We start from the raw sequence: 24126 nt of genomic DNA on the forward strand, positions 1-24126 counted from the left end.
CTCGAGATCAACTGCCTGGAAGCGCCGCGACCGCGACGCCAGCTCCGCCCCCAGGACTCGAACCTGGACTAAAGGCACCAAAAACCCTTGTGCTGCCGATTACACCAAGGCGGAAGGACGACCTTCGATCAGGTGGCGGTCCGGACGCCGTGAGGGCACCGCCCGTCGAGGGTCCGCCACTCATTCTGCCAGGATTTTTGGTCCGTCCAAACGCTCGGGATCGATCGACGTCCGGCATGATGTATGCGTGCCTCCGGACAACAAGCGCGCTCCCCGCGCCCGCATGACAGCCAAGGAGCGCCGCGAACAGCTGCTGGACGTCAGCCGCTCCCTGTTCGCCATGAAGGGCTTCGAGGGGACGAGCGTCGAGGAGATCGCCGCTCGCGCCGAGGTGTCCAAGCCCGTCGTGTACGAGCACTTCGGCGGCAAGGAAGGGATCTACGCCGTCATCGTCGACCGCGAGATCGAAGGGCTCACGGCTGCGCTCACCGGGGCGCTCACCGCCGGGGGCCACCCGAAGGTGCTCGTCGAGCGCACCGCGCTCGCCCTGCTCGCCTACATCGAGTCCTCCGAGGACGGGTTCCGCATCCTCGTCCGTGACTCCCCCGTCGCCCAGGCCACCGGAACCTTCTCCAGCCTCATCGGTGACGTCGCCACCCAGGTCGAGCACCTGCTCGCCGAGCAGTTCGACCGACGGGACCTCGATCCCGGCATCGCGCCGTTGTACGCACAGATGCTCGTAGGCATGGTCGCGCTCACAGGTCAGTACTGGCTCGACGCGCGCAGCCCGGACAAGGCCGAGGTCGCCGCGCACCTCGTCAACCTCGCCTGGAACGGGCTGGCCGGCCTCGAGCGCGACCCCATCCTGCGGCCCGGCGCGACGCGCTGACCCCGCGGCCCCGCCCCGAGGAGGGTCTTGCGCAGGGACCCGTCGGTGCGCTTGGCTCTGTAGCGACCCCCGATGGGAGGACGCCCGTGCCCGCTCTCGAGGTCGACCGCGTCACGAAGTCCTACGGGTCCCTGCAGGCCCTGCGCTCGGTGTCCTTCACCGTGGCTCCCGGGGAGATCTTCGGCTTCGTCGGCTCCAACGGCGCCGGCAAGTCGACGACGATGCGCATCATCCTGGGGGTCCTCGCAGCCGACTCCGGCGAGGTCCGGCTCGGCGGCACGCCGCTCGACCTCGCTGCACGACGGCGCGTCGGGTACATGCCCGAGGAGCGGGGTCTCTACCCGAAGATGAAGGTCGGCGAGCAGCTCGTGTACCTCGCCCGCCTGCACGGCCTGGGGGCGCCGCAGGCCCGGTCAGCGATGGAGACGTGGACCGACACGCTCGGCGTCGCCGCCCGACGCGACGACGAGGTGCAGAAGCTCTCCCTCGGCAACCAGCAGCGCGTCCAGCTCGCCGCGGCCCTCGTCCACGACCCCGAGGTGCTCGTCCTCGACGAGCCCTTCTCCGGCCTGGACCCCGTCGCCGTCGACGTCATGAGCGAGGTCCTGCGGCGCCGCGCGGACGCGGGTGCGCCGGTCATCTTCTCGTCCCACCAGCTCGACCTCGTGGAGCGCCTGTGCGACCGGGTGGGGATCATCTCCGCCGGGTCCATGGTCGCGGTCGGCTCCGTCGACGAGCTGCGCTCGACGAGCGCACCGCGCTGGGTCGTCGACGCCCCCGGCGCGCAGGCCGGCTGGGCACGCTCGCTGCCCGGCGTGACCGTCCTGTCCGAGACCGGCTCCCGTACCGTCGCGGAGGTCGCGCCCGCCCCGCACGCCGAGCAGGTGCTGCTGCGCGGCGCCCTCGCGACCGGCCCGGTCCTGGAGTTCTCCCGGCAGCGCCCCCGGCTGACCGAGCTGTACCGCGACGTGGTGAGCACCGGAGGTCCCGCGCACACCACCACCGAGGGGGTCCGCTCATGAGCCGCGCAGGCCGCCCGCTCGACGCGTGGCCCTCGGTCCGGCTCGTCGCCGGGCGCGAGATCGTCCAGCGTGCCCGGACGAAGTCCCTCCTGTGGACGACGGTGGTGCTCGTCGCCCTCATCCTCGCCGGCAGCTTCGCGGCGAAGCTCATCCTGTCCGCGGAGGACACCCTCGCGGTCGGCGTCACCCAGGACGGCGAGCTCACCCAGGCGCTCACGTCCACGGCGGAGGCCTTCGGGGTCACGGTGAAGACCGAGATCGTGACCGAGGACGAGGGACGGGACATGGTGAGCGACGAGGAGCTCGACGCGCTCCTCGTCGGCACCCCCGAGGACGTCACCGTGGTCACGCGTTCCGAGCTCGACCCGTCCCTCGAGACCGTGCTGACGGCGGTCGCTCAGCAGTCCGCTCTCGCGCACGAGATCGAGGCGCTCGGCGGGGACCCCACCGCGGTCGGGACCGCGATGGCGTCGGTCGCGCTCGATGTCGAGCGCCTCGACCCCCCGCGCGAGGTCGACGGATCCCAGACGGCGTTCGGGCTGATCTCGGGGATCCTGCTCTTCCTCGCCCTCCAGATCTGCGGGCAGATGGTCGCCCAGGGTGTGGTCGAGGAGAAGACGAGCCGGGTCGTGGAGCTGCTGCTCTCCACCGTCCGCCCCTGGCAGCTCATGGCTGGCAAGGTCGTCGGGATCGGCGTGATCGGCCTCGCACAGATCGTCATCCTCGGCGGCGCAGTCCTCGCGGGGGTGCTCGGGTTCGGCCTCGCGGAGGACATCGAGGTGCACCTCGGCGCCACGGCCGCCTGGTCGCTCGCGTGGTTCGTCGTGGGCTTCACGATGTATGCGCTCCTCTACGCGGCTCTCGGGGCGCTCGTCTCCCGGCAGGAGGAGGTGGCTGCCGTGACCTCGCCGGTGCTGGTCCTCATGATGGCGCCGTACATCGTCGGCATCTCGATCGCGCCGTACGCCCCCGACAACCCCCTCGTCGAGTGGCTCTCCTGCCTGCCGTTCACCGCGCCCCTCATCATGCCGATCCGGGTGGCGACGGGCACGGTCCCGGGCTGGCAGGTGCTCGCCGTGCTCGCCGTCAATGTCGCGGTGATCCCTCTGCTCGTGTGGTTCGCCGGCCGCGTCTACGGCAACGCCGTGCTCCGCACCGGGAGCAGGGTCGCGATCCGGGATGCGCTGCGCGCCAGCTGACGGTGCGGGCGCCGCGCGCTCCGGATCGGCCATCAAGAGTCTTGACGTCAAGTAATCTCGACCCATGGAGCCGACGCACGAGGACGAGGTCGACCGCATCATCGCGGCCTGGGGACGGGTGCGCCCGGACCTCGACATCACACCGCTCGCCGTCCTGTCCCGGGTGAGCCGCCTCGACCGGCACCTCGACGTCGCACGCCGCGGCGCCTTCGCGGGCAACCAGCTCGAGCCGTGGGAGTTCGACGTGCTCTCCGCGCTGCGACGAACGGGGCCCCCGCACGTCCTGTCCCCCGGCGCCCTCGTCACCCAGACGATGGTGACGAGCGGGACCATGACCAACCGGATCGACCGCCTCGAGGCCCGCGGGCTCGTCGAGCGTCAACCCTCGCCGGACGACCGCCGCGGGGTCCTCGTCCGCCTGACCCCCAGCGGTCTCGAGCGGGTCGACGCCGCGCTGAGCGACCTCCTCGACGTCGAGCACCAGGTCCTCGCCGCCCTGGCCCCCGGCGACCAGCCCGCGCTCGCGGACCTGCTGCGACGCCTCGTCGCCCAGTTCGACACCCTCGGCTGACCGCTCGCCCACGGGCGCCCGGAAGGGTCAGCCGGCGATCTCCGCGTGCTCGAGCCATTCGGCCTCGAGGTCGTCCTTCTCCGCCGCGAGGGTGCGCAGCTCCGCATCGAGCGCCGCTACCGCGGCATGATCCGTCGCCTGCGCAGCCATCTTCGCGTGGACCTTCGCCTCGAGCTCCGCGATCTTCGACAGGCGGCGCTCGATCCGGTTGAGCTCCTTCTTCGCCGCACGCACCTCGGCACCACCCGGCGCGGGTGTCCCCTCCCCGCCCCCGGACGCCGGAGCCGCAGCACCGGGGACTCCGGTGGACGCGCCTCCCATGCTCCCCGGACCGCCCGAACCCCGCGGAGCCGCCCCGCGGCGCAGCTCGAGGTACTGCTCGACGCCACCCGGCAGGTCCCGGATCGTCCCGTCACCCAGGAGCGCGACCTGCCGGTCGCACACCCGCTCGAGCAGGTACCGGTCGTGGGAGACGACGATGAGGGTGCCCGGCCACCCGTCGAGCAGGTCCTCGAGCGAGGCGAGGGTGTCGGTGTCGAGGTCGTTCGTCGGCTCGTCGAGCAGCAGGACGTTGGGCTCCCCCACCAGCAGCCGGAGGAGCTGGAGTCGTCGACGCTCTCCACCGGAGAGGTCGCGGACGAGGGTCGATGCGCGGTCCCGCGTGAAGCCGAGGCGCTCGACGAGCTGGGCAGCCGTGAGCTCCTTGCCGTCGACAGCCACGGTCCGCTTCTCGTTCTCGATGACCTCGAGGACCCGCATGCCGCCGACCGTGTCGAGCTCGTCGACGTCCTGCGTGAGCTCGGCGACCTCGATCGTCTTGCCCCGCTTGACGCGCCCCGCGTCGGGCTCGGCCCGCCCGGACAGGAGCTTGAGGAGAGTCGTCTTCCCGGCCCCGTTGACCCCGACGATCCCGTACCGGTCCCCCGGTCCGAGGCGCCACGTGACGTGGTCGAACAGCACCCGCCCGTCCGGGTCGGGCGTCCCGTCTGCGGTCGGGACGCGCAGAGTGACGTCCTCGAGGTCGAGGACGTCCTTGCCGAGGCGCTTCGTGGCCATCCGGGTGAGCTCGAGCGGATCCCGGGGAGCAGGCTCGTCAGCGATGAGCGCCGCTGCGGCGTCGAGGCGGAACTTCGGCTTCGACGTCCGCGCCGGAGCACCCCGCTGCAGCCACGCCAGCTCCTTGCGCAGGAGGTTGTTGCGCTTGTCGGCCGTGACCGCGGCCGCCCGGGCGCGCTCGGCCCGGGTGAGCACGTACGCCGCGTATCCGCCCTCGTAGCCCTCGACGGCCCCGGTCCCGTCGCCGGTGACCTCCCACATCCGCGTGCAGACGGCGTCGAGGAACCAGCGGTCGTGCGTGACGACGACGAGCGCGCCCCGAGCACCGGGGCGCGAGAACCGGTCCCGCAGGTGCTCGGCGAGCCACGCCACACCCTCGACGTCGAGGTGGTTGGTGGGCTCGTCGAGGAAGATCACGTCGTGCTCGGCGACGAGCAGCGCCGCGAGCGCCACGCGCCGGCGCTGGCCGCCGGAGAGGGCGTCGGCGTCCTGGTCAAGGTCGAGATCGGCGAGGAGACCGGCGTGCACCGAGCGGATCCGTGCGTCCGTCGCCCAGGTGTGCTCCGGCGCGTCGCCGTGCACGACGTCACGCACCGACCGGCCGGGGACGAGCTCGTCACGCTGGTCGAGCATGCCCACGCTGAGCCCGCCGACCTGGGTGACCCGGCCGGCATCGGGTGTCGTGTGGCCGGCGAGCAGCCGCATGAGTGTCGACTTGCCCGCGCCGTTGGGTCCGACGACGCCGATGCGGTCGCCGTCGTCGATACCGAGGCTGACGTCGTCGAGGAGGGTGCGGGTTCCCGCGACGACACGGATGCCGTCAGCGCCCAGGAGGTGAGCCATGTGCTTCTTTCGTCGCGCGCGCCCGGAGGCGCGCGGGGATGGGTCGGTTCAGAGGATGCGGGCGCCCGGCACGGGGCCCGCGGCACAGACCGCGGACGCGCAGACGCCCTCGAGGGTCATGGCTGCCGCGAGGGCGAGCGCGTGCTGCCTCGTGCGCCCGAGAGCGGCGACCGTCGGGCCGGAGCCCGAGACGATCGCACCGAGCGCGCCGGCGGAGCGTGCGACGCCGAGCGTGTCGGCGAGGTCGGGTGCGAGATCCACGGCGGACTCCTGGAGATCGTTGGACAGGGCCAGCCCCAGCCGGACGGCGTCACCTGCCCGCAACGCCGCCATGAGCTCGGTGTCCGCGCTCGGGTCCGGCTCCGTGGGCCGGCGATCCGACGCATCGAAGTGCCGGAACACCTCGGGCGTGGACAGCCCCTGCGCGCGCAGGGCGAACGCCCAGTGGAACTGGCCGCGGGCCATCGCCGCCGTGAGCGTGTCGCCGCGACCGGTGCCCACCGCGGTGTGCCCGTGCAGCGCGAACGGCACGTCCGCGCCGAGGGTGCTGGCGATCTCGGTGAGCTCCTCGCGCCCCAGACCTGTCGACCAGAGCGCGTCGAGCGCCAGGAGCGTGGCGGCCGCGTCCGCGGAGCCTCCTGCCATGCCCCCGGCGACGGGCACGCCCTTGACGATCTCGAGTGCGGCGCCACGCTCGACGCCCGTCGCTTCGAGGAGCGCACGAGCAGCGCGGAGCGCGAGGTTCGTCTCGTCGAGCGGCACGTCGTCCGCCCCGGGACCCGTGACGCTCACGGTGAGGTCGTCCGCCTCGGCGACCGTGACGTCCTCGAAGAGCGAGACCGCCTGGAACACGGTCGTCAGAGGGTGGTACCCGTCCGGCCCGGGCGATCCGACGTGGAGCGAGAGGTTGACCTTGCCGGGAGCGCGGACCCGGACCGTCGGAGGCCCGACGCTCGTCAGGTGCGGGTGCGGGGTCACTGGTCCACTGTGCCAGGTCGGGCCGTCGCGGGCGCCCCGGCGGCGGCCAGCGCCTCCGCCACCCGGGCGAACTCCTCGATCGTCAGTCGCTCTCCGCGGGCGCCCGGGTCGACGCCTGCCGCCTCGAGGGCGGCCTGGGCAGCCGCCGGCGAGCCCGCGATCCCCGCGAGCGCACCGCGCAGCGTCTTGCGCCGCTGGGCGAACGCCGCGTCGACGACGCGGAACACCTGCTCACGCGTGGCTGTCGTCGTCGGGTGCGGTCGTGCCTCGAGCAGCACGAGCGCCGAGTCGACGTTGGGCACGGGCCAGAACACCGAGCGGCCGATCGTCGACGTGCGCCGCGCGGATGCGTACCACGCCGCCTTGACCGACGGGATGCCGTAGGTGCGGCTCCCGGGCGGGGCCGCCAGCCGGTCCGCGACCTCCGCCTGGACCATGACGAGAACCCGCTCGAGCGAGGTGAAGTGCTCGAGGAACGTCAGCAGGACCGGGACGGCGACGTTGTAGGGAAGGTTCGCGACGAGAGCGGTCGGGGGCGGGCCGGGCAGCTCCCGCACCGTGAGCGCGTCCTGCAGCACGACGGTGAGCTGGTCGGCCTCGGCAGGCGCCATGCGCGCGACCGTCGTGGGCAGCTCGGCGGCCAGCACCGGGTCGATCTCGACGGCGACGACGCTCGCTCCTGCCTCGAGGAGCCCGAGGGTGAGCGACCCCAGTCCCGGTCCCACCTCGACGACGCGCTCGCCGGGCCGGAGCCCCGCGGAGCGCACGATCTTGCGGACCGTCCCGGCGTCGTGCACGAAGTTCTGGCCCAGCGTCTTCGTGGGTCGGACGCCAAGACGCCCTGCCAGGTCGCGGATCTGTACCGGACCGAGCAGGGCGCCTGGGGTGTCGTTCATGGTCACGAGCCTAGAGGGTCGATGCCCCCGTCGATCACCGTGGGGTGCGGGTCAGCGCAGCCCGAGCTTCGACGAGCAGTGCGGCCACTGGCCCCAGCCGGAACGCGCCTGCAGGACCTGGGCGAGGCGGGTCTGCTCGGCAGCGCTCGCCTGGGACGGCAGCCCCGTGCCGCCGACGGACTTCCACGTGCCTACCGAGAACTGGTAGAGGCCGTGGTAGAGGCCGTTCGAGCTCACGACGTCGGCGCGGCCACCGGACTCGCACTGCGCGAGCTGCGACCACACGTCACCGCTCACCGGGGCAGGCTCGGCGGGAGCGGCCGGGGTGGGGGTCGTGGTGGACGAGCCACCCGACGGAGCCGTCGTCGCGTCACTGGTCGTCGAGCGCTTCGGGGTTGCGGGAGCGGGCTTCGGCCGCTCCTTGGTGCCCTGCACGAGGACCTTGGCCACGGGCGGCGTCGTCTGAGCATCGGACACGAGCGTCCGGGACTCCTCGACCCCGTCGACCATCGTCACGCTGTGGACGGTCGTGTGGACGCCCTCGACACCCTCGGTGGCAGTGACGACCGGAAGGTCCTTGAACCGCTCCGGGTCCTCCTGGGTGACCGTCTCGAACGGCACCGGGGTCGTGACGACCTCCTCGACGACGGCGACGCGGTCGACGACGATCGTCAGGGCGGTCTCGTTCACGCGGGGGTCGGCGACGACGTCCGCGGGCTCGTCGGCCGCGGGCGTCGCGGGGTCGACAGGAGCGGCGGGGTCGACGGGCGCAGCGGGGTCGGCAGGGGCGGCCGGGTCCACCGCCGCAGCGGCGGCCTCCTGCGCCTCACGCTGGGCAAGGAGCTCCTGGGCGCGCAGCGCCTCAGGCGTCGGCAGGTGCTGGACGGAGACACGGTCGAGCTCGCCGAGCTCGATGCCCTCGTCCTCGAGGATCGTGTCGACCCCCACGGAGCCGTCCTCGACCGTGCGGGTCTCGCCGTCCACGTCGAGGTTGACAGGACCATCGACGCTCAGGCGCAGCCCGAGGTCGGTGCGACCGGCGGCGTCCGACCGCGAGGCGACGAGGCGCACGTCGGTGCCGCGGCCGCTGTAGGAGGCAAGGAGCTCGTCGGCGTCCACGGCCGTCGTCGTGAGGGTCGTGGGCTGGCCGTCCTCGAGGAGCGTGATGTCACGGGCGTACCGGACCACCACGTCCGAGGACTCGGTGAGCTCCGCGTCGAGGGACGGTGCGACGACGTCGCCGTCGTCCACGGCGACGCCCTGCTCGTCGAGGATGCCCTCGACGGAGCCGGCGAACGTCGTCACGGTGGTGAGCTGGCCGTCGACGTCCAGCGTGATGGTCTTGTGGGCGTCCGCGTAGACGGCGGATCCGCCTGCGCCGAGCGCGAGGACGAGGCCGCCGAGGACGATGGGCAGGGCGCGGCGCGAGGTACGACGGTGGGCACCGGACGGCGCGTCGTGCAGCGCGGCGTCCTCGGCCGCAGCAACGGCGGTCGGCGTGGCGCCCGGCGCGAGGTCCGCGTCGTCGGGCGCGCCTGCAGCGGGCGCGGGGGTGGAGCGGGTCAGACTGGCGCGCAGTGCGCTCACAGGATTCTTCACAGGTGTCCAGACGTGGAGCCTTCCGGGCACAGGGCTGTCGTCGCGGCACGCCGCGGCCTCCTGGCGGAGGCACCACAGTCCTGATCCGGCCATCGTGCGGTGTGCTCGTCCGCGACTGCGGCCACACCGGTGTCGCCCTCGTCCGCTCTGCAGATCTGCACAGACGGGCGCCAGGCCGACAATCGACCGTAACCGATCTGTGACCATGAGCCAAGGGGGAAGCGGTCCCGGTCACACCGGCGGCACCACGACGGGCGGGTCCGGGCGGCGCGCAGGCACCGGTCGTGCGGGCCAGCAGTGCAGGCCACAGCGCTACCGCCGATCGCCTCTGCTCACCCGGGCGCCGCGGTGTGGCCTTCACCACACTGCGGTTTCACCCGCCTCAGTACCAGTTGTGGGCCTTCGAGTGTGCCCACGCGCTGCACGGCGTGCCGTAGCGCGACTCGATGTACCCCAGGCCCCACGTGATCTGCGTCGCGGCGTTCGTCTCCCAGTCAGGTCCGGCGCTCGCCATCTTGCTGCCCGGCAGTGCCTGCGGGATCCCGTACGCGCTGCTCGACGGGTTGTCCGCCGTCACGCGCCAGTTGCTCTCCTTCGTCCACAAGGAGTCGAGGCACTGGAACTGCGCCTCGTCCCAGCCGGCCTCCGCCGCCAGGGACCTGCCCAGCTGGCGTGCCGAGTCCGGGTCGACGACGACGCTCGCCGGGTCCGGCAGGACGAGCGTGCCCACGGCCACGATCTCGTTGACGGGCTCCGCGATGACGCTCTGCGCCGTCACCGTGCGCTGGGTCTCGACGCCGTCGACGACGGTGACGTCGTAGGTCGTCACAGCGCGGCCGACCCGGCCGGGGCGCGTCACGGTGCGGGTGCCGGCGAGGGCTTCGGGGTCCTGGACCTCCTCGACGGCGAAGGGGATCACCTCGGTGACGGAGGTGCTGCCGAAGGCCGCACGCCCGATCGTCACCGTCTGGCCGTCCACGGGCACGCTGTCCAGGTCGCTCGACACCGTGTCCCCCGGATCCAGCACCACCCCGAGCTCGGCGAGCATGTCACGGACCGTCGACGCGCTGCTCGTCACCGGGATCTGCTGGCCGTCCACCGCCACGACGACGTTCTTGACGGTCGAGATCTTCAGGGGCTCGCGACCGGCGGAGTCCGACCGGGAGGCTGACACGCTCGCGCCCTCGACGCGCGGCCCGAGGTCGTCGAGCACCTCACCGACCGTGAGCGCCGTCGATTCGATCGTCTGGGAACGTCCGTCGATCTCCACCGAGATGTCCTTCACCGTCCGGACGACGATGACGTCACCGTCCGCGACGGTGGCGTCGTGCGCCGGGACCACCTCGTCCCGCTCCCCGACCCGGACGTCGTGGCTCGCGAGCACGTCGTCGACCGTCCGTCCGAACGACGTCACCGTGCGAGCCTCGCCGTCCACCTCGATCATGATGTCCTTGTGCAGGGAGGTGAACGCTGCCGTCCCCGACACGAGCGCTGCGACCACCAGCGTCCGCGTAGCGATGGCGACGGTGCGTCGAGCAGGACGCATCGGATTCACGGGCGCTGGTGTCCTTTCTTCTCTCTGGGCCTACCGGTTCATCGGCGGGTGCGGCCGGCACTTTAAGGTAACCGACGACCGGCCAGCCGGTACAGCGCCCCCGACGCTCCCCCCTCAGGGCCCTGCGGAGGGGTCCGCGGAGGGCTCACCACTCGCCGTACACCTCGTGGGAGGTCTGCCACAGGCTCGCACACACGTCGTGCAGGGGCCGGCCGTGCACGGCCGCCACGGTGCGCACGGTGTGCGGGACGAGATAGGGCGCGTTCGGACGTCCCCGGAACGGGTGCGGTGTGAGGTACGGGGCATCGGTCTCGACGAGCACCTGGCCGGGCGGCGTGCGACGCAGCGCCTCCCGCAGCCCGTCGTTCGAGGCGAAGGTCACGGGACCCGCGAAGGAGAGGTACCACCCGCGGGCGGCACAGTGCTCGGCCATCTGCGCGTCGCCGGAGAAGCAGTGGAACACGGTCCGCTCGGGGGCTCCGTCTGCCTCGAGGATGTCGAGGACCTCCGCGTGGGCCTCGCGGTCATGGATCTGCAGGGCCAGTCCGAGCTCCTTCGCCAGGGCGATGTGCGCACGGAAGGCGTCCCGCTGGACCAGGGCACCTCGCTCTCCCGTACGGAACAGGTCCATGCCCGTCTCGCCGATCGCCCGCACCCGATCGTTGCCACGAGCGATCCGTGCGATCTCTGCGATCGCGTCGTCGAGCCCCGTGGTGTGGTGCTCGGCGGGCGCGGGCTCGAGCCCGTCCGGGCCGACCTCCCGGACACCAGCATGCAACGGGGCCTCGTTGGGGTGGATCGCGACGGCACCCAGGAGCGCCCCGTGCTCACCGACGACCGCGTCCGTCCACCGGGCCGAGGGCAGGTCGCACCCCACCTGGACCATGCGGGTCACCCCGACGGCCGCCGCATCGGCGACGTGCTCCGCGACCGTCGGCGCGGTCACCGTGTCCGGCAGGACGTGGCTGATCGACTCGAGGTGGGTGTGGTTGTCGACGACCGGGTGCGGCAGGGCGTCGGGCGCCGGGGGCCAGCTGAGGTCCCGCTCGCGTCGTCGTCCCACGCTCAGTCCGCGGCAGGTGCGGTCGCGTCCACCGGCTCCTCGAGCCTCGGGAAGAGCGAAGCGCCCTTGGTCACCCGGGTCCCCGGCGGCAGGAGCCCGAACCGCGCCGCGGACGCCACGGGCTGAGCACCGAGCGGGCCGAGCGGCTCCTCCGCGCCGAGCAGCACCCACAGCTGCTCCGCAGCGCGCGGCACCACCGGGTTGAGGAGCACCGCGAGCGCCCGCAGGGCCTCGGCAGCCGTGACGAGGATCGTCGCGAGCCGCCCGCCGTCGACACCGCCGTCCGGCGTCGTCTCGCCGGGCTGCTTGGCGACCTTCCACGGCTCGGTCTCCGTGAGGTACATGTTCGTGGCGTCGACGAGCGTCCAGACGGCGTTGATCGCCTCGTTCGGCGAGATCGCGTCGATGGCAGCCTCCGCGTCGGCGACGGCCTTCTCCGCGACGGCCTGCAGCGCCTCCTCGGCGGGGGTCGCCGGACCAGCCGTGGGCAGCACCCCGCCGAAGTTCTTGCCGATCATGGCCGCGACGCGGGATGCGAGGTTGCCGAACCCGTTGGCGAGCTCGGCGTTGTACCGGGCGGAGAGGTCCTCCCACGAGAACGAGCCGTCCGACCCGAACGGGATCGCCCGCATGAAGTAGTAGCGGAACGCGTCGGAGCCGAAGTGGTCGATGATCTGGCTCGGTGCGATACCCGTGAGCTTGGACTTGCTCATCTTCTCGCCGCCCACGAGCAGCCAGCCGTGCGCGAACACCGTGCCCGGCAGGGGCAGCCCCGCCGCCATGAGCATCGCCGGCCAGATGACCGCGTGGAACCGCAGGATGTCCTTGCCGACGAGGTGGACCGCGGCGGGCCAGCGCCGGGCGAACTGCGCAGCGGCCTCCGGGTCGTCCTCCGGCGTCGCACCGAGCCCGACGGCCGTCATGTAGTTGAGCAGAGCGTCGAACCACACGTACAGGACGTGCTCGGAGTCCCAGGGGATCGGGATGCCCCAGTCGAACGTCGACCGGGAGATCGACAGGTCCTGCAGCCCTTGCTTGACGAACCCGATGACCTCGTTGCGTGCGCTCGCGGGCTGCACGAACTCCGGGTGCTCCTCGTAGAGCGCCAGGAGGCGGTCCGCGTAGGCGCTCATGCGGAAGAAGTAGTTCTGCTCCGAGAGCATCTCGACCGGACGGCCGTGGACCGGGCAGAGCTTCTCCCCCGCGAGGTCACCGGTGCCGTCGACGAGGTCCCCGGGGAGCTTGTACTCCTCGCAGCCCACGCAGTAGGGACCCTCGTAGGACCCCGCGTAGATCTCGCCCTTGGCGTAGAGCTCGGAGATGAACGCCTGGACCCGGGTGGTGTGGCGCGCCTGCGTCGTGCGGATGAAGTCGTCGTTGCGCACGTCGAGCGTGCCGAGGACGGGCTGCCACGACGTCGTGACGAGCCGGTCCGCCCACTCCTGCGGTGACACGCCGTGCGCCTCGGCGGTCCGCATGACCTTCTGGCCGTGCTCGTCGGTGCCGGTGAGGAACCAGACGTCCTCCTGGCGCTGCCGGTGCCACCGGGTGAGGACGTCTGCCGCGACGGTCGTGTACGCGTGACCGATGTGCGGGGCGTCGTTGACGTAGTAGATCGGGGTCGTCAGGTAGAACGACGCGGGGCTGCTGGGGGCGTCGCCCCGGTCTGCGGAGTCGGGGTTTCCTGCGGTGGCCATGGCCCCCATCGTAGAGCGCTCAGGCCTGCAGCTCGTCCCAGACCGGGCCGTATCCCCAGCGTGCCTGCTCGGCAGCGACGACCTCGCGGGCGAGCTGCGCCTCGGTCACGTCGACCGCGGAGGTGGTGCTCGCCGCGAGGTCGGAGTCCCGCACGTACTCGTCGAACACCCGCTCCTTCTCCTCGAGGATCTCGAGGAGACGCTCGTCGACGGTGCCCTCGACGAGCAGGCGGTGGACGTGCACGGTGCGGACCTGGCCCATCCGGTGGGCGCGCGCGACCGCCTGGGCCTCGGTCGTGGGGGTGAGCTGCGGCTCGCAGAGGACGACGACGCTGGCCGCCTGGACGTTGAGCCCGACCCCGCCCGCCTGCACCTGGGCGACGAGCACGGCGCCGGGCGGAGCCGCGGAGAAGGCATCGACGACCTCCTGCCGTCGTGCGGCCGGCACAGAACCCGTGAGGGGGCCGTGCACGGTCGTCACGTCCGCGGCTGCAGCCGCCACGACGTCGACGACGTCACGGAAGAACGAGAAGACGAGAGTCTTGCGGCCGGTGTCGCGCGCCTCCGCGACGATCTCGAGCAACCGCCCGAGCTTCCCCGGGCCGTACGGCTCGTCGGGAGACGTCGCTGCGTCGGACGTGCGGTCCCCGTGCCCGGCGTAGGCGGCGCGGCGCATCGCCATGAGGTTCCCGCCGGCGACCGCTGCCCGGTAGGCCGCCTCCTGAACCTCGGTGAGCTCCTCCCACTCGTCCACCCGCACGAGCTCCGGGAGCTCCACGAGGACGTCCTCGGCGTTGCGTCGCAGGTACACCGGTGCCACCTCCTGACGGAACCGGTCGGCGCCGACGAGGGCGAGGTGCCTCGGCACCCGGTCGACGAGGCCGGGCTGGAGGTAGCGCGCGAGCGCGAGGAACTCCTCGAGCCGGTTCTCCATGGGGGTGCCGGTGAGGAACAGGACCCGCCAGCACGCCGTGGCACGTCGCGCCACAGCCTGGGACCGCTGCGCGGCCGGGTTCTTCACGAGGTGGGCCTCGTCGACGACGAGCATGCCGACCTCCCAGGTGTCGTCCGGCCCGGGCTCGGGCACGTGCTGCAGCCCGTCGAACGTCGTCACGGCGACGCCGCCGCTCGCCAGCCATGCGGCGGCCGCCGCCTCCCGGTCGGGGCCGTGCACGCGGTGCGCGACGAGGTGCGAGTGCGTCGCGATCTCGCGCAGCCATCCGACGAGGACGCTCGCGGGGCACACGACGAGCAGGTGCCGGTCACCAGCGGCAGCCCGGTGCGCGAGGGCAGCGATCGCCTGCACGGTCTTCCCGAGCCCCATCTCGTCCCCGAGGAGCGCCCTGCCCTGGTTGAGCGCGAACCTCGCGCCGAAGGCCTGGTAGCCCCGCAGGCGCACGCGCAGGAGCGACTGGTCGAGCGGGTGGGCCTCGACACGCTCAGCGAGCTCGGTCGGGAGCATCCCGTGCGCGAGGGCCACGTCGGCGGTCGGCACGATCTCGCCGAGCACGGTGTAGTACTCCACGGACCTGCGCTCGAAGTCGTCCCAGAGCGCCACCGGACCCGGGCGCTGCCGTTCCCGCTCCGCGGTGAGGCCGTCGACCGTCTCCGGGAGTCCCGTGGAGGTGAGCCACCCGTCCCACCCGGCCAGCGTCGCGAGAGCCGTGCGTGCCCGCTCCTTCGTCGTCGGGCTTCGCAGGAGCCACGTCAGGCGGTTCGTCGCGGGATGCGCGGAACGCCGCAGGTCCGTCACCGCACGCGCATAGTCGTCGAGATCCCGGCGGTGCGGCTCGACGAGCGGCCCGAGGTGCAGCACCCGCTGCAGGGCCCCCAGGAGAGCGGTCCCCGGCCCCTGGTCCGTCCCGGGTGCGTCGTCGCCGGGGTCAGACGGCTCGTCCGGGAGGTGCCGCGCCGGACGGAACCGGATCCGGGTACGGACCCCGGCACGCACCACCTCAGCCAGCTGGTGGGTCGCGGCGACGACCCCCCGGGCGGTGTGCGGACCGACACCGTCGTGCTGCTCGAGCTCGTCCGGGCCCGCCCGGTAGACGTCGAGCGCCGTCGCGTAGCCCGCGTCGAGGAGCGCGCGGACCCGGAGGTTCTTGTCGGTGAGCTCACCCAGGCGGTCCACGCCGATGCGGGCGAGCTCGCGGCGCACGGCCGCCTCGCGGTCCTCCTCGACGAGTGCGGCGACCTCGAGCCGGGCGCCGTCGACGTCGTCCAGGGCGGCCCGCGCGCGCTCCGCGAGGTGCCGGTGCCGGTCGAGGAGGTCGCGCGCCGGACGGCCCGGCGCGGTCAGGAGGGACCCGGGGTGATCGTCACGGCGAGGAGCTGGTCGTCACCCTCGCGCGGCGCGCCCCGCCCGTCGGTGTTGTTGGTGAGCACGCGCAACGTGCCGTCGGTGGCAACCACCACGGCGCGCAGCCGGCCGTGCGTCCCGCTGAGCAACGCCTGCGGCTCTCCCACGCCCTGCTCGGCCAGCGGTACGCGCCACAGCTGTTGCCCGCGCAGGCAGGCGAGATACACCCCCTCGTCCGTCACGGCGAGCCCGCTCGGCGACGCCTGCGACGTCGGCCACGTGACGAGCGGCTCGACGAATCCCGAGGGCCCGACGAGCGTCCCGGGGACGGCACCGTCCCCGGCTGCGGCCTCCACGTCGTGCGTGGTGCCCGCGGCCCCCTCGGCACCGTCCGCGTCCTCAGCGTCGGCGTCGGTGCCCCCGTCATCCCGCGCACCCGACGCGCCCTCGACGTCGGGCCAGCCGTAGTTGCCCCCCGGGACGACGAGGTTGAGCTCGTCGACGGTCGACTGCCCGAACTCGGAGGCGAACATGCGCCCGTCCGCCGACCACCCCATCCCCTGCACGTTGCGGTGGCCGAGGCTCCACAGCGGCGACCCGGGCAGCGGGTTGTCCGCGGGCACCGCACCGTCGGCGGTGATGCGCAGGATCTTCCCGGCGAGCGAGTCCGGGTCCTGGGCGGCGTCCGGCACGCCCGCGTCCCCGGTCGAGACGTAGAGGTGCCCGTCGGGCCCGAACGCCAGCTGACCCCCGTTGTGGTTGCCCGCAGCGGGAATCCCGGAGAGCACCGGGGTCAGCGGACCCAGCACCGTACCGGTGAGCTCGCCGTGCAGCACCTCGTTGCCGTCGTCGGCGGTCCGGTACACGTACACGCGTCCGTCTGTCGCGACGTCCGGGGAGACGGCCACCCCGAGGAGACCTCCCTCGCCGTCGCCCGACGTCCCCTCGAGGAGGTCCTGCGCGCCGTCGCCCGAGATCACCACGGGCGCTGCGCCGGGTCGCACCAGCAGGAGCGACCGCGTGTCGCGCTCGCTCACGAGCCAGCCTCCGTCAGGGAGCTCCGCGAGGCCCCAGGGCGCAGCGAGGTCCGTCGCGACAGCGCCGGTCACCTGGGCCTCCACGAGCGGCACCACCGGGGCGCGCGGTCCCTCCTCGTCGGGCTCGGGCTCGGGCGCCGGGTCCTGTTCCGGTGACGCAGACGCCGTCGGCGTCGGGTCCGGGGCGCTCGGCGTCTGGTCTCCCGCGCACGCCGAGAGCGCCGCGACGGCGAGCGCCGTCCCCACGGTCACGGCACGCACCCGAGCAGACCTCACAGCCGCGTCAACCCCTTCTTCAGCCCGCGCACGGCCTGACCGATGCGGTGCTCGTTCTCGATGAGCGCGAACCGCACGAACTCGTCGCCCCCCGCGCCGAACCCGACACCCGGGGAGACTGCGACGTCGCACTCCGCGATGACGTGCGTGGCGAACTCGATGGACCCCATCTCCCGGTACGCCTCGGGGATGCGCGCCCACACGAACATCGTGCCCCCGGGCTTGTGCACGTCCCACCCGATCCGCGCGAGCCCGTCGCACAGCGCGTTGCGGCGTGACTCGTAGACGTCCGAGACCTCCCGCGGGAAGTCGACGGCCTCGTTGAGCGTCACGGTCGCCGCGATCTGGATGGGCTGGAAGGTGCCGTAGTCGAGGTAGCTCTTGAGCTTCGCGAGCGCCGCGACGACGTCCGCCCGGCCGACGAGGAACGCGACGCGCCACCCGGCCATCGAGTACGACTTCGTCATGGAGTACAGCTCGACGGCCACCTCGGTCGCACCCTCGCACTGCATGATCGACGGCGGCTCGAACCCGTCGAACGTCATGTCGGCGTAGGCGAGGTCGTGGACGAGCACGACGTCGCGGTCGCGCGCCCAGTCGACGAGGCGCTGCAGGTCGCTCAGCTGCGCGACGGTCGTCGTCGGGTTGTGCGGGAAGCTCAGGACGACGACGCGGGGCTTGGGCCAGCCGAGCTCCCACGCCTCCATGACCCGGTCGATGAACCCGGCGGCGTCGGTGCCGTCACCGATCGGGACCTGCCGGGCGTCGGCTCCCGCGAAGTACGGGCCCCAGATGTGGATGGGGTAGCTCGGCGTCGGGACGATCGCCGCGTCCCCGGGCTGCAGCAGCACCCACATGAGGTGGCTGAAGCCCTCCTTCGCACCGATCGTCGAGATGATCTGGGTCTCGGGGTCGAGCGCCACCCCGAACCGCCGCTGGTAGAGGTCGGCCACGGCCTGGCGCAGCTTGGGGATCCCGCGCGAGGACGAGTAGCGGTGGTTGCGCTGGTTGAGCGCAGCCTCGGCGAGCTTGTCCACCGCGACCTGGGGGCTCGGCAGGTCCGGGTTGCCGAACCCGAGGTCGATGATGTCCCGCCCCTCCCGGCGTGCCGCGAGCTTGAGCGAGTCGATGATCGTGAACACGTACGGCGGCAGTCCGGGAATCCGGCGGAACTCGATGTCACGGGGCATACCACCGAGAATACAAGCGGACCGCCACGCGACCCCGGGCCGCTCACGCGGGGCGCCGCTACATTGGGCAGATGGCCGAAGCACCCGAGCGCACGCACCGCGCACTCCTCGTCGTCGACGTCCAACCCACCTTCTGCGAGGGCGGCGCCCTCGCTGTGACGGGTGGTGACGCCGTGGCGGAGGGCATCGCCCGCTACGCCGCCGAGCACCGCTCCGAGTACGACCTCGTCGTCACCACCCAGGACTGGCACATCGACCCGGGCCCGCACTTCAGCGACACCCCGGACTTCGTCGACACGTGGCCCCCGCACGGCATCGCCGGCACCGCCGAGGCCGAGCTGCACCCCGCGCTCGCGACGCTCGAGCCGGAGGTGAGCGTGAAGAAGGGCGAGTACCAGGCCGCCTACTCCGGCTTCGAGGGACGCGACGCCGGGGGCCGCGCACTGGCCGACATCCTCCTCGAGGCGCAGGTCACCCGGGTCGACGTCGTGGGCATCGCCGAGTCGCACTGCGTGCGGGCGACGGCCCTCGACGCGCACGCCCTCGGCCTGGCGACGCGCGTCCTCACCGACCTCACGGTCCCGGTGACACCGGAGCTCGGGGCCGCGGCCCGCACCGAGCTCGCAGCCGCCGGCGTGCACCTCGCGACGAGCGACACCGTGTGACGTGACCGGCCCGGGTGTCGTGCCGGCGGGTCCGACGAGGTCTGCACCCCGACCGACGGAGTCGACGGGGTGTCAGGGGGTGCGCGGCGCCTTCGCGGCGAGCGCCGCCGCGTAGAGGTCGCGCTTGACGACGCCGGACGCTGCCGCGACCTCCGCGACAGCCTCCTTGAGCCGCTCCCCGGAGTCCACACGCGCGAGGACCTCGGCGACGAGGTCGGCCGTCGAGGCTGGCGCCCGCCCCGGCGCTCCCGCCACCACCACCGAGATCTCCCCGCGCAGCTGCTCGGCAGCGGCACGCTCCGCGAGCTCGCCGAGGCCGCCGCGCAGCACCTCCTCGTACGTCTTCGTCAGCTCGCGGCACACGGCAGCCGGGCGGTCCGCGCCGAAGGCCTCGGCCATCGCGGCCAGCGTCTGGTCGACGCGGTGCGGGCTCTCGAAGAAGACCATCGTGCGGCGCTCGTCGGCGAGCACCTGGAACGCGCGCGCCCGCTCCCCCGGCTTGCGCGGGGGGAACCCCTCGAAGCAGAAGCGGTCCGTCGGCAGCCCCGACACCGCGAGCGCCGCGAGGACAGCGCTCGGACCAGGGGCCGTCGTCACCGGGAGCCCACGCTCGATGGCTGCGCCGACGACGCGGAAACCGGGGTCCGAGACGCTGGGCATCCCGGCGTCGGTGACGACGAGGACCGTGCCCCCCTGCGCGACGACGTCGAGCAGCTCGTCAGCCCGCGCTGACTCGTTGTGCTCGTGATAGCTCACGACGCGTCCGCCGATGCGCAGCTCGAGGCGGCCTGCCAGCGCGTGGAGGCGGCGGGTGTCCTCGGCAGCGACGACGTCCGCCTCGACGAGCAGCCGACGCAGACGCGGCGAGGCGTCCTCCACGTCGCCGATGGGAGTCGCGGCAAGAACGAGGCGGCCTGTCATGGGGCAAGCCTGCCACGCCCCGGAGGAGGGACCGGTGGCGGTCCCGCATACGATGACGTGCGTGACGAGCGAGACCGATGCGCAGGACAGACCGTCGCCCGGGACGACCGGGGAGGACGGCACCGCCCAGCGGCTCCTGCGCATGCTCGTCCCTGCGCGTGAGCTGGCACTGGGTGCCACGGCGCGTGACCGCTTCTGGGGGTGGGCCGGCCCCGCTGCCGTCGCGCTCCTCGCGGCGGTCCTGCGCCTCGTGGACCTCGGACGTCCGAGCACCCTCGTCTTCGACGAGACCTACTACGTCAAGGGCGCGTACTCCTTGCTCATGGAGGGGTACGAGGCCGACTGGCCCGAGGACCCGGACGCGAACTTCGAACGCGGCGTGCAGCAGGTCTACCTCGAGCGCGCGGACTACGTGGTGCACCCGCCGGTCGGCAAGTGGATGATCGCGGTCGGGCTGCGGCTCGCCGGTCCGGAGAACGCGTGGGCGTGGCGGCTCGTCCCGGCGATCGTGGGCGTGCTCGCCGTGTTCATCCTCGCCCGTACCGCACGACGCGTGCTGGGGTCGACCCCCTTCGGCGTGATCGCCGGCGGCGTGTTCGCGATCGACGGCGTCGGCATCGTGCACGCCCGCACGGGCCTGCTGGACAGCTTCGTCATGTTCTGGGTGCTCGTCGCCTTCGCCTGCCTCGTCGCCGACCGCGCGCAGGCGCGGCGCCGCTTGGCGGACCGCATGGCGGCCCTGCTCGACGCCGGCACGGATCCCGGTGCGCTCGGGCCGGGTCTCGGGTGGCGGTGGTGGCGCATCGCTGCCGCGGTGGCGCTCGGTCTGGCGTGCGGGACGAAGTGGTCCGGTCTCTACTTCGTCGCCGTCCTGTGCCTGCTCTCCGTCGGCTGGGACGCCGCGGCGCGACGCACCGTGGGGATCCGACGATGGCTGCTCGGCGCCGTCCTGCGGGACGCGATTCCCGCCGCAGTGACGATGCTCCCTGTCGTCCTCCTGACGTACCTCGCATCCTGGTGGGCGTGGTTCGCCCAACCGCGGTCCTACGACCGGGACTGGTCGTCGAGCCACCCCCGCGAGTACCCGGGCTGGTTCCCCGACGCCCTAGAGGGTGCGGTCGACGCGCTGCGCTCGCTGTGGGCGTATCACGCGTCGATGCTCAAGTTCCACCGAGGGCTCTCGACGCCGCACGACTACGAGTCGAACCCGTGGGGGTGGCTGCTCCAGCTCCAACCCACCTCGTTCTACTGGCGCAAGACGGTCGACGGTGCCGGTGACTGCGGGGCGGACGTGTGCGTGCGGGCCATCACCTCGCTCGGGAACCCGTTCGTCTGGTGGCTCGCGACCGCCGCGCTCCTGCTCGCCGTCTACGGCCTCCTGCGCTGGCGGGACTGGCGTGCTGGCGCCGTCCTGGCCGGCATCGTCGCCGGCTGGGTGCCGTGGCTGTTCTTTCCCGACCGCACGATCTTCACCTTCTACACGATCGCGTTCGCGCCGTGGATGTATCTCGCGCTGGCCTGGGCGCTCGCTGTCGGCTGGGAGCGGCTCGGCGAGAGCCCGATGGCCCAGCGCCAGGGGCGCTGGGCCATCGCGGTGCTGCTCGGGGTCCTCGTCGCCACGAGCGGGTTCTTCTACCCGATCTGGACGGCCATGGAGGTGCCGATCGAGTTCTGGCGAGCACACATGTGGTTCGCCAGCTGGATCAAGTGACCGCGGGGCACCCGGCCCCGCCGTCGTCGAGACCGCTCAGCGAGCCGAGCGGTACTGCGCCGTGAGCGGGCACTGGAACGGGTCCCGGGCGGCGAGCCCGACGCGGTTGAGGTACTGGACGACGATCTTGTAGGACTCGACCAGGGTCGTCTCGGTGTACTTGATGCCGCGCTGCGCGCAGAACTCCTTGACCATCGGTCGGACCTCGCGCAGGGCCGGGCTCGGCATGCTCGGGAACAGGTGGTGCTCCACCTGGAAGTTGAGGCTGCCCATGAAGACGTCGACCCACCGGCCGCCGACGATGTTGCGGGACATGAGGACCTGACGGCGCAGGAAGTCGATCTTCACGTCCGGCGCGACGATCGGCATGCCCTTGTGGTTCGGCGCGAAGGACGCGCCCATGAGGAACCCGAACACTCCGAGCTCCACGGCGAGGAAGGCGAATCCGATGCCGACAGGCATGAGGAGGAAGACAGCGGTGACGAACCCGACGAGCCGGAACGTCACGAACGCCATCTCGACCCAGCGTCGCTTGACCGGCTCGCGGCCGAAGATCGTCTTGATGCCGCTCGCGTGGAGGTTGAGCCCTTCGAGGAGCAGGAGCGGGAAGAACAGGTACCCCTGGTTCGCGGCGAACCAGGCGCGCAGACCCGACTTGGTCTCGGTGAGCGAGTCTGTCTCCCAGACGAGCACGCCGTTGTTGATGTCGGGGTCGACGTTGCGGACGTTCGGCTTCGCGTGGTGCCGGGAGTGCTTGTGCAACCACCATCCGTAGCTCATCCCTCCGAAGAGGTTCGCGATGACGAGGCTCGCCCAGTCGTTCCACTGGCCGGACTTGAAGATCTGACGGTGCGCGGCGTCGTGCCCGAGGAAGGCGAACTGCGTGAAGAGCACTCCGAGTGCCCCGGCCACGGCGAGCTGCCACCAGGAGTCGCCGATCATCACCATCGCGACGCCGCAACCGGCGAGCAGCGCGCAGAGCACGGCGAACCGTGTCCAGTAGTGCCCGTAACGACGCCGCATGAGACCCGTCTCCTGCACGGTGCGCGTCAGAGCGCTGAAGTCGCTGACCTGGCGGTCGCGGACGGACACCGTCTCGTCCTGTCCCATCACAGTGCTCTCAGCCGTCATAACATCCCAGTCGTCGGTCGGTCGCGTCGGGGCCCCGACGCCGGTCGCCGCTAAGACTACGTGCCGATGGTCGACGATGTCCTGACAAAGGACCTACGTCATGCGGAGGTTCGACGAACACCGGAGCGCGACAGCGTCCGGTGACGAAAGAAGCCCGTCCGGATGGACGGGCTTCCCGATCGTGCTGAGATGGTGGAGCTAAGGAGATTCGAACTCCTGACCTCTTCGATGCGAACGAAGCGCGCTACCAACTGCGCCATAGCCCCTCACACGCTCCGCGTCGCCGACCAGGGGCCGGTTCCGTCGAAGCGCTCACTAGATTAGCACCACCGCAGAGGTGGTGTTCACTACCCGGTCTCAGGCACCGGCAGCCCGTCGCCGTGCGAGCACGGACTCGAGGTCGACACCGAGGCTGTCGCGGGACGGCTCGTCGGCCGTCTCCTCGACGACGGCCACGGGACGCAGCGTCGTACCTGCGGCGATCTCAGCGCGGCGGGCCTCCGTGAGCTGCTGGAGCTCTGCCGTGAGCGGGGCGGGCTCCCACCGAGGAGCCGCGGCCTTCATCGTGTAGACGGGACGCGGTACCGGGACGGGCGCCCAGGCGGGGGCGGCATCGCTCCCGTCCCCGACGGCGCCGGCAGGGTCAGGTGCGCCGCTGCGCTGCGCAGCAGAGCCTGAAGGGACCCCCTGCGTCCCTGGCGCTTCCTGGCGGGCATCCTTCGGGGCGGGGGCGCCGCGGCCCGCCCGGTCGGCCGGCGATCCGTCGGCCGGTCGCTCGCGGTCGCCGAGGACGGCCGAAGGACGCGGCGAACCGTCCTGACGATCCGGCGGCACGACGCGCGCGATGAGCTGGGTGTGCGACTGCGACCCGTGCACGGCGCGCCCGGTGGCCGAACCCCGCCCGCCCGGCCGCGGGCCGCCCGGGCCTCGTCCTCCGGCCGAGGCCGGTCGGCGCGTCTCACGCTCGACGTCCCGGCGCTGAGCAGCACGGACCGCGCGGCGGCCGAGGACGAGGACAGCGAGCAGCAGCGCCGCCGGAGCGACGACGACCCACGCTGAGACGACGCCGGCGGCAGCGAGCAGGATCGAGACGACGAGGAGCAGGAGGAGCGTGGCGGCGAGCACCGCGCGGCGTCGGGCCGCAGCAGCACGACGCTCCTGGTCGCTCTCGGCAGGACCGGTCTCGGGGTGTGGTCGTTCCATGTCCTGCTCTCCTCCCGGATGATGCCGTGCAGGCCGGACGGTGGTCCCGTACGGCGGTGTCAAGAGTGTTGCCGAACCGCTCGACGCCGGGCAGTCTCCCCGCCTGTCGCCGATGACGCCACGTGCCCCCATGTCCCGTGCAGCCGCATCAGCTGGATTCCCCGACACGACCGCGAGCACCCGGAGCCGCGCGGAGAACCTGTCCCCCACACGCGCCTCGAGCAGCTGCTGACGTTGCCTGAGCCGGTGTGGCACGAGGTAGGCGAGCCAGAGCACGACGACCGCCACGACGACGATGCCGGCCGGTGAGTCCACCTCATGACGG

General features: G+C 72.3%; 19 protein-coding genes and 2 tRNA genes. 6 read left to right on the forward strand and 15 right to left on the reverse strand.

The genetic code is table 11. From position 1 onward, the window contains the following. Nucleotides 1–42 precede the first annotated feature (42 nt). Nucleotides 43–114, reverse strand: a tRNA-Gln gene (locus AC2AXK_RS13135). A gap of 169 nt (nt 115–283) precedes the next feature. On the opposite strand from AC2AXK_RS13135, the gene AC2AXK_RS13140 reads away from it, so the two are divergent. The 4 genes from AC2AXK_RS13140 to AC2AXK_RS13155 all read left to right on the forward strand — a co-directional run bounded on the left by AC2AXK_RS13140 (nt 284) and on the right by AC2AXK_RS13155 (nt 3681). Next, entirely contained in the window at nt 284–889 is a 606-nt protein-coding gene (locus AC2AXK_RS13140; protein WP_484345936.1) for a TetR/AcrR family transcriptional regulator, read from the forward strand. 86 nt (nt 890–975) lie between these two features. Further along, on the forward strand, nt 976–1911 hold the full coding sequence (locus AC2AXK_RS13145; protein WP_484345835.1) for an ABC transporter ATP-binding protein: 936 nt from the start codon (nt 976–978) through the stop codon (nt 1909–1911). Further along, nucleotides 1908–3110, forward strand: coding sequence for an ABC transporter permease (locus AC2AXK_RS13150; protein ID WP_484345836.1), 1203 nt, complete (start codon nt 1908–1910; stop codon nt 3108–3110). The genes AC2AXK_RS13145 and AC2AXK_RS13150 overlap by 4 nt, the downstream gene beginning before the upstream one ends. A 64-nt stretch (nt 3111–3174) precedes the next feature. Beyond that, on the forward strand, nt 3175–3681 hold the full coding sequence (locus AC2AXK_RS13155) for a MarR family winged helix-turn-helix transcriptional regulator (protein WP_484345837.1): 507 nt from the start codon (nt 3175–3177) through the stop codon (nt 3679–3681). 27 nt (nt 3682–3708) lie between these two features. On the opposite strand, the gene AC2AXK_RS13160 is transcribed toward AC2AXK_RS13155, so the two are convergent. From AC2AXK_RS13160 to AC2AXK_RS13205, 10 genes are all read right to left on the reverse strand, one after another. Beyond that, complete coding sequence (locus tag AC2AXK_RS13160) at nt 3709–5580, reverse strand: ABC-F family ATP-binding cassette domain-containing protein (protein WP_484345838.1); 1872 nt, start codon at nt 5578–5580, stop codon at nt 3709–3711. Nucleotides 5581–5628: 48 nt separating this feature from the next. Beyond that, the gene (locus AC2AXK_RS13165; RefSeq protein WP_484345839.1) at nt 5629–6558 is read right to left on the reverse strand and encodes a 4-(cytidine 5'-diphospho)-2-C-methyl-D-erythritol kinase; all 930 of its coding nucleotides are present in this window, start codon (nt 6556–6558) and stop codon (nt 5629–5631) included. Beyond that, entirely contained in the window at nt 6555–7454 is a 900-nt protein-coding gene (gene rsmA, locus AC2AXK_RS13170; protein ID WP_484345840.1) for a 16S rRNA (adenine(1518)-N(6)/adenine(1519)-N(6))-dimethyltransferase RsmA, read from the reverse strand. Before rsmA ends, AC2AXK_RS13165 begins: the two co-directional genes overlap by 4 nt. 51 nt (nt 7455–7505) lie before the next feature. Then, nucleotides 7506–9041 (reverse strand): transglycosylase family protein, encoded by a 1536-nt coding sequence (locus tag AC2AXK_RS13175; protein WP_484345841.1) that lies wholly within the window; start codon nt 9039–9041, stop codon nt 7506–7508. Nucleotides 9042–9435: 394 nt separating this feature from the next. Continuing rightward, nucleotides 9436–10554, reverse strand: a complete 1119-nt coding sequence (locus AC2AXK_RS13180; protein ID WP_484345842.1) for an aggregation-promoting factor C-terminal-like domain-containing protein — start codon at nt 10552–10554, stop codon at nt 9436–9438. Nucleotides 10555–10753: 199 nt separating this feature from the next. Continuing rightward, nucleotides 10754–11671 carry a TatD family hydrolase gene (locus tag AC2AXK_RS13185; protein WP_484345843.1) on the reverse strand — a complete coding sequence of 306 codons (918 nt, stop codon included), beginning with the start codon at nt 11669–11671 and terminating at the stop codon, nt 10754–10756. Between the two features lie 2 nt (nt 11672–11673). Beyond that, complete coding sequence (gene metG / locus AC2AXK_RS13190; RefSeq protein WP_484345844.1) at nt 11674–13368, reverse strand: methionine--tRNA ligase; 1695 nt, start codon at nt 13366–13368, stop codon at nt 11674–11676. 19 nt (nt 13369–13387) lie between these two features. Continuing rightward, nucleotides 13388–15526: a DEAD/DEAH box helicase gene (locus AC2AXK_RS13195; protein WP_484345845.1), complete on the reverse strand. Its 2139-nt coding sequence runs from the start codon at nt 15524–15526 to the stop codon at nt 13388–13390. Between the two features lie 137 nt (nt 15527–15663). After that, a complete protein-coding gene (locus tag AC2AXK_RS13200; protein ID WP_484345846.1) occupies nt 15664–16965 on the reverse strand; it encodes a PQQ-dependent sugar dehydrogenase in 1302 nt (433 codons plus the stop codon). A gap of 11 nt (nt 16966–16976) precedes the next feature. Beyond that, nucleotides 16977–18170: an aminotransferase class I/II-fold pyridoxal phosphate-dependent enzyme gene (locus tag AC2AXK_RS13205; RefSeq protein WP_484345847.1), complete on the reverse strand. Its 1194-nt coding sequence runs from the start codon at nt 18168–18170 to the stop codon at nt 16977–16979. Between the two features lie 71 nt (nt 18171–18241). Here AC2AXK_RS13205 and AC2AXK_RS13210 point away from each other — a divergent pair, with 71 nt between their 5' ends. Continuing rightward, the gene (locus AC2AXK_RS13210; protein WP_484345848.1) at nt 18242–18835 is read left to right on the forward strand and encodes an isochorismatase family protein; all 594 of its coding nucleotides are present in this window, start codon (nt 18242–18244) and stop codon (nt 18833–18835) included. 72 nt (nt 18836–18907) lie between these two features. Here the strand turns inward: AC2AXK_RS13210 and rsmI are convergent, their stop codons facing one another. Then, the gene (gene rsmI / locus AC2AXK_RS13215; RefSeq protein WP_484345849.1) at nt 18908–19756 is read right to left on the reverse strand and encodes a 16S rRNA (cytidine(1402)-2'-O)-methyltransferase; all 849 of its coding nucleotides are present in this window, start codon (nt 19754–19756) and stop codon (nt 18908–18910) included. Between the two features lie 52 nt (nt 19757–19808). Between rsmI and AC2AXK_RS13220 the strand changes: the two genes are divergently transcribed. Beyond that, nucleotides 19809–21467, forward strand: coding sequence for a dolichyl-phosphate-mannose--protein mannosyltransferase (locus AC2AXK_RS13220; RefSeq protein WP_484345937.1), 1659 nt, complete (start codon nt 19809–19811; stop codon nt 21465–21467). 36 nt (nt 21468–21503) lie between these two features. Here AC2AXK_RS13220 and AC2AXK_RS13225 read toward each other — a convergent pair whose 3' ends face one another. From AC2AXK_RS13225 to AC2AXK_RS13235, 3 genes are all read right to left on the reverse strand, one after another. Further along, complete coding sequence (locus tag AC2AXK_RS13225; protein WP_484345850.1) at nt 21504–22577, reverse strand: fatty acid desaturase family protein; 1074 nt, start codon at nt 22575–22577, stop codon at nt 21504–21506. Between the two features lie 211 nt (nt 22578–22788). Next, nucleotides 22789–22864, reverse strand: a tRNA-Ala gene (locus AC2AXK_RS13230). Between the two features lie 91 nt (nt 22865–22955). Then, nucleotides 22956–24116: a hypothetical protein gene (locus AC2AXK_RS13235; RefSeq protein ID WP_484345851.1), complete on the reverse strand. Its 1161-nt coding sequence runs from the start codon at nt 24114–24116 to the stop codon at nt 22956–22958. Nucleotides 24117–24126 lie beyond the last annotated feature (10 nt).

The organism is Sanguibacter sp. Z6_81 (genome assembly GCF_057180625.1).

Excerpts from the sequence above, each read along its gene's own strand:
- AC2AXK_RS13140 (WP_484345936.1), top strand. The coding sequence starts at position 284 with ATGACAGCCAAGGAGCGCCGCGAACAGCTGCTGGACGTCAGCCGCTCC.
- AC2AXK_RS13150 (WP_484345836.1), top strand. The coding sequence starts at position 1,908 with ATGAGCCGCGCAGGCCGCCCGCTCGACGCGTGGCCCTCGGTCCGGCTC.
- AC2AXK_RS13155 (WP_484345837.1), top strand. The coding sequence starts at position 3,175 with ATGGAGCCGACGCACGAGGACGAGGTCGACCGCATCATCGCGGCCTGG.
- AC2AXK_RS13160 (WP_484345838.1), bottom strand. The coding sequence starts at position 5,580 with ATGGCTCACCTCCTGGGCGCTGACGGCATCCGTGTCGTCGCGGGAACC.
- rsmA (WP_484345840.1), bottom strand. The coding sequence starts at position 7,454 with ATGAACGACACCCCAGGCGCCCTGCTCGGTCCGGTACAGATCCGCGAC.
- metG (WP_484345844.1), bottom strand. The coding sequence starts at position 13,368 with ATGGCCACCGCAGGAAACCCCGACTCCGCAGACCGGGGCGACGCCCCC.
- AC2AXK_RS13205 (WP_484345847.1), bottom strand. The coding sequence starts at position 18,170 with ATGCCCCGTGACATCGAGTTCCGCCGGATTCCCGGACTGCCGCCGTAC.
- AC2AXK_RS13210 (WP_484345848.1), top strand. The coding sequence starts at position 18,242 with ATGGCCGAAGCACCCGAGCGCACGCACCGCGCACTCCTCGTCGTCGAC.
- rsmI (WP_484345849.1), bottom strand. The coding sequence starts at position 19,756 with ATGACAGGCCGCCTCGTTCTTGCCGCGACTCCCATCGGCGACGTGGAG.
- AC2AXK_RS13220 (WP_484345937.1), top strand. The coding sequence starts at position 19,809 with ATGACGTGCGTGACGAGCGAGACCGATGCGCAGGACAGACCGTCGCCC.
- AC2AXK_RS13225 (WP_484345850.1), bottom strand. The coding sequence starts at position 22,577 with ATGGGACAGGACGAGACGGTGTCCGTCCGCGACCGCCAGGTCAGCGAC.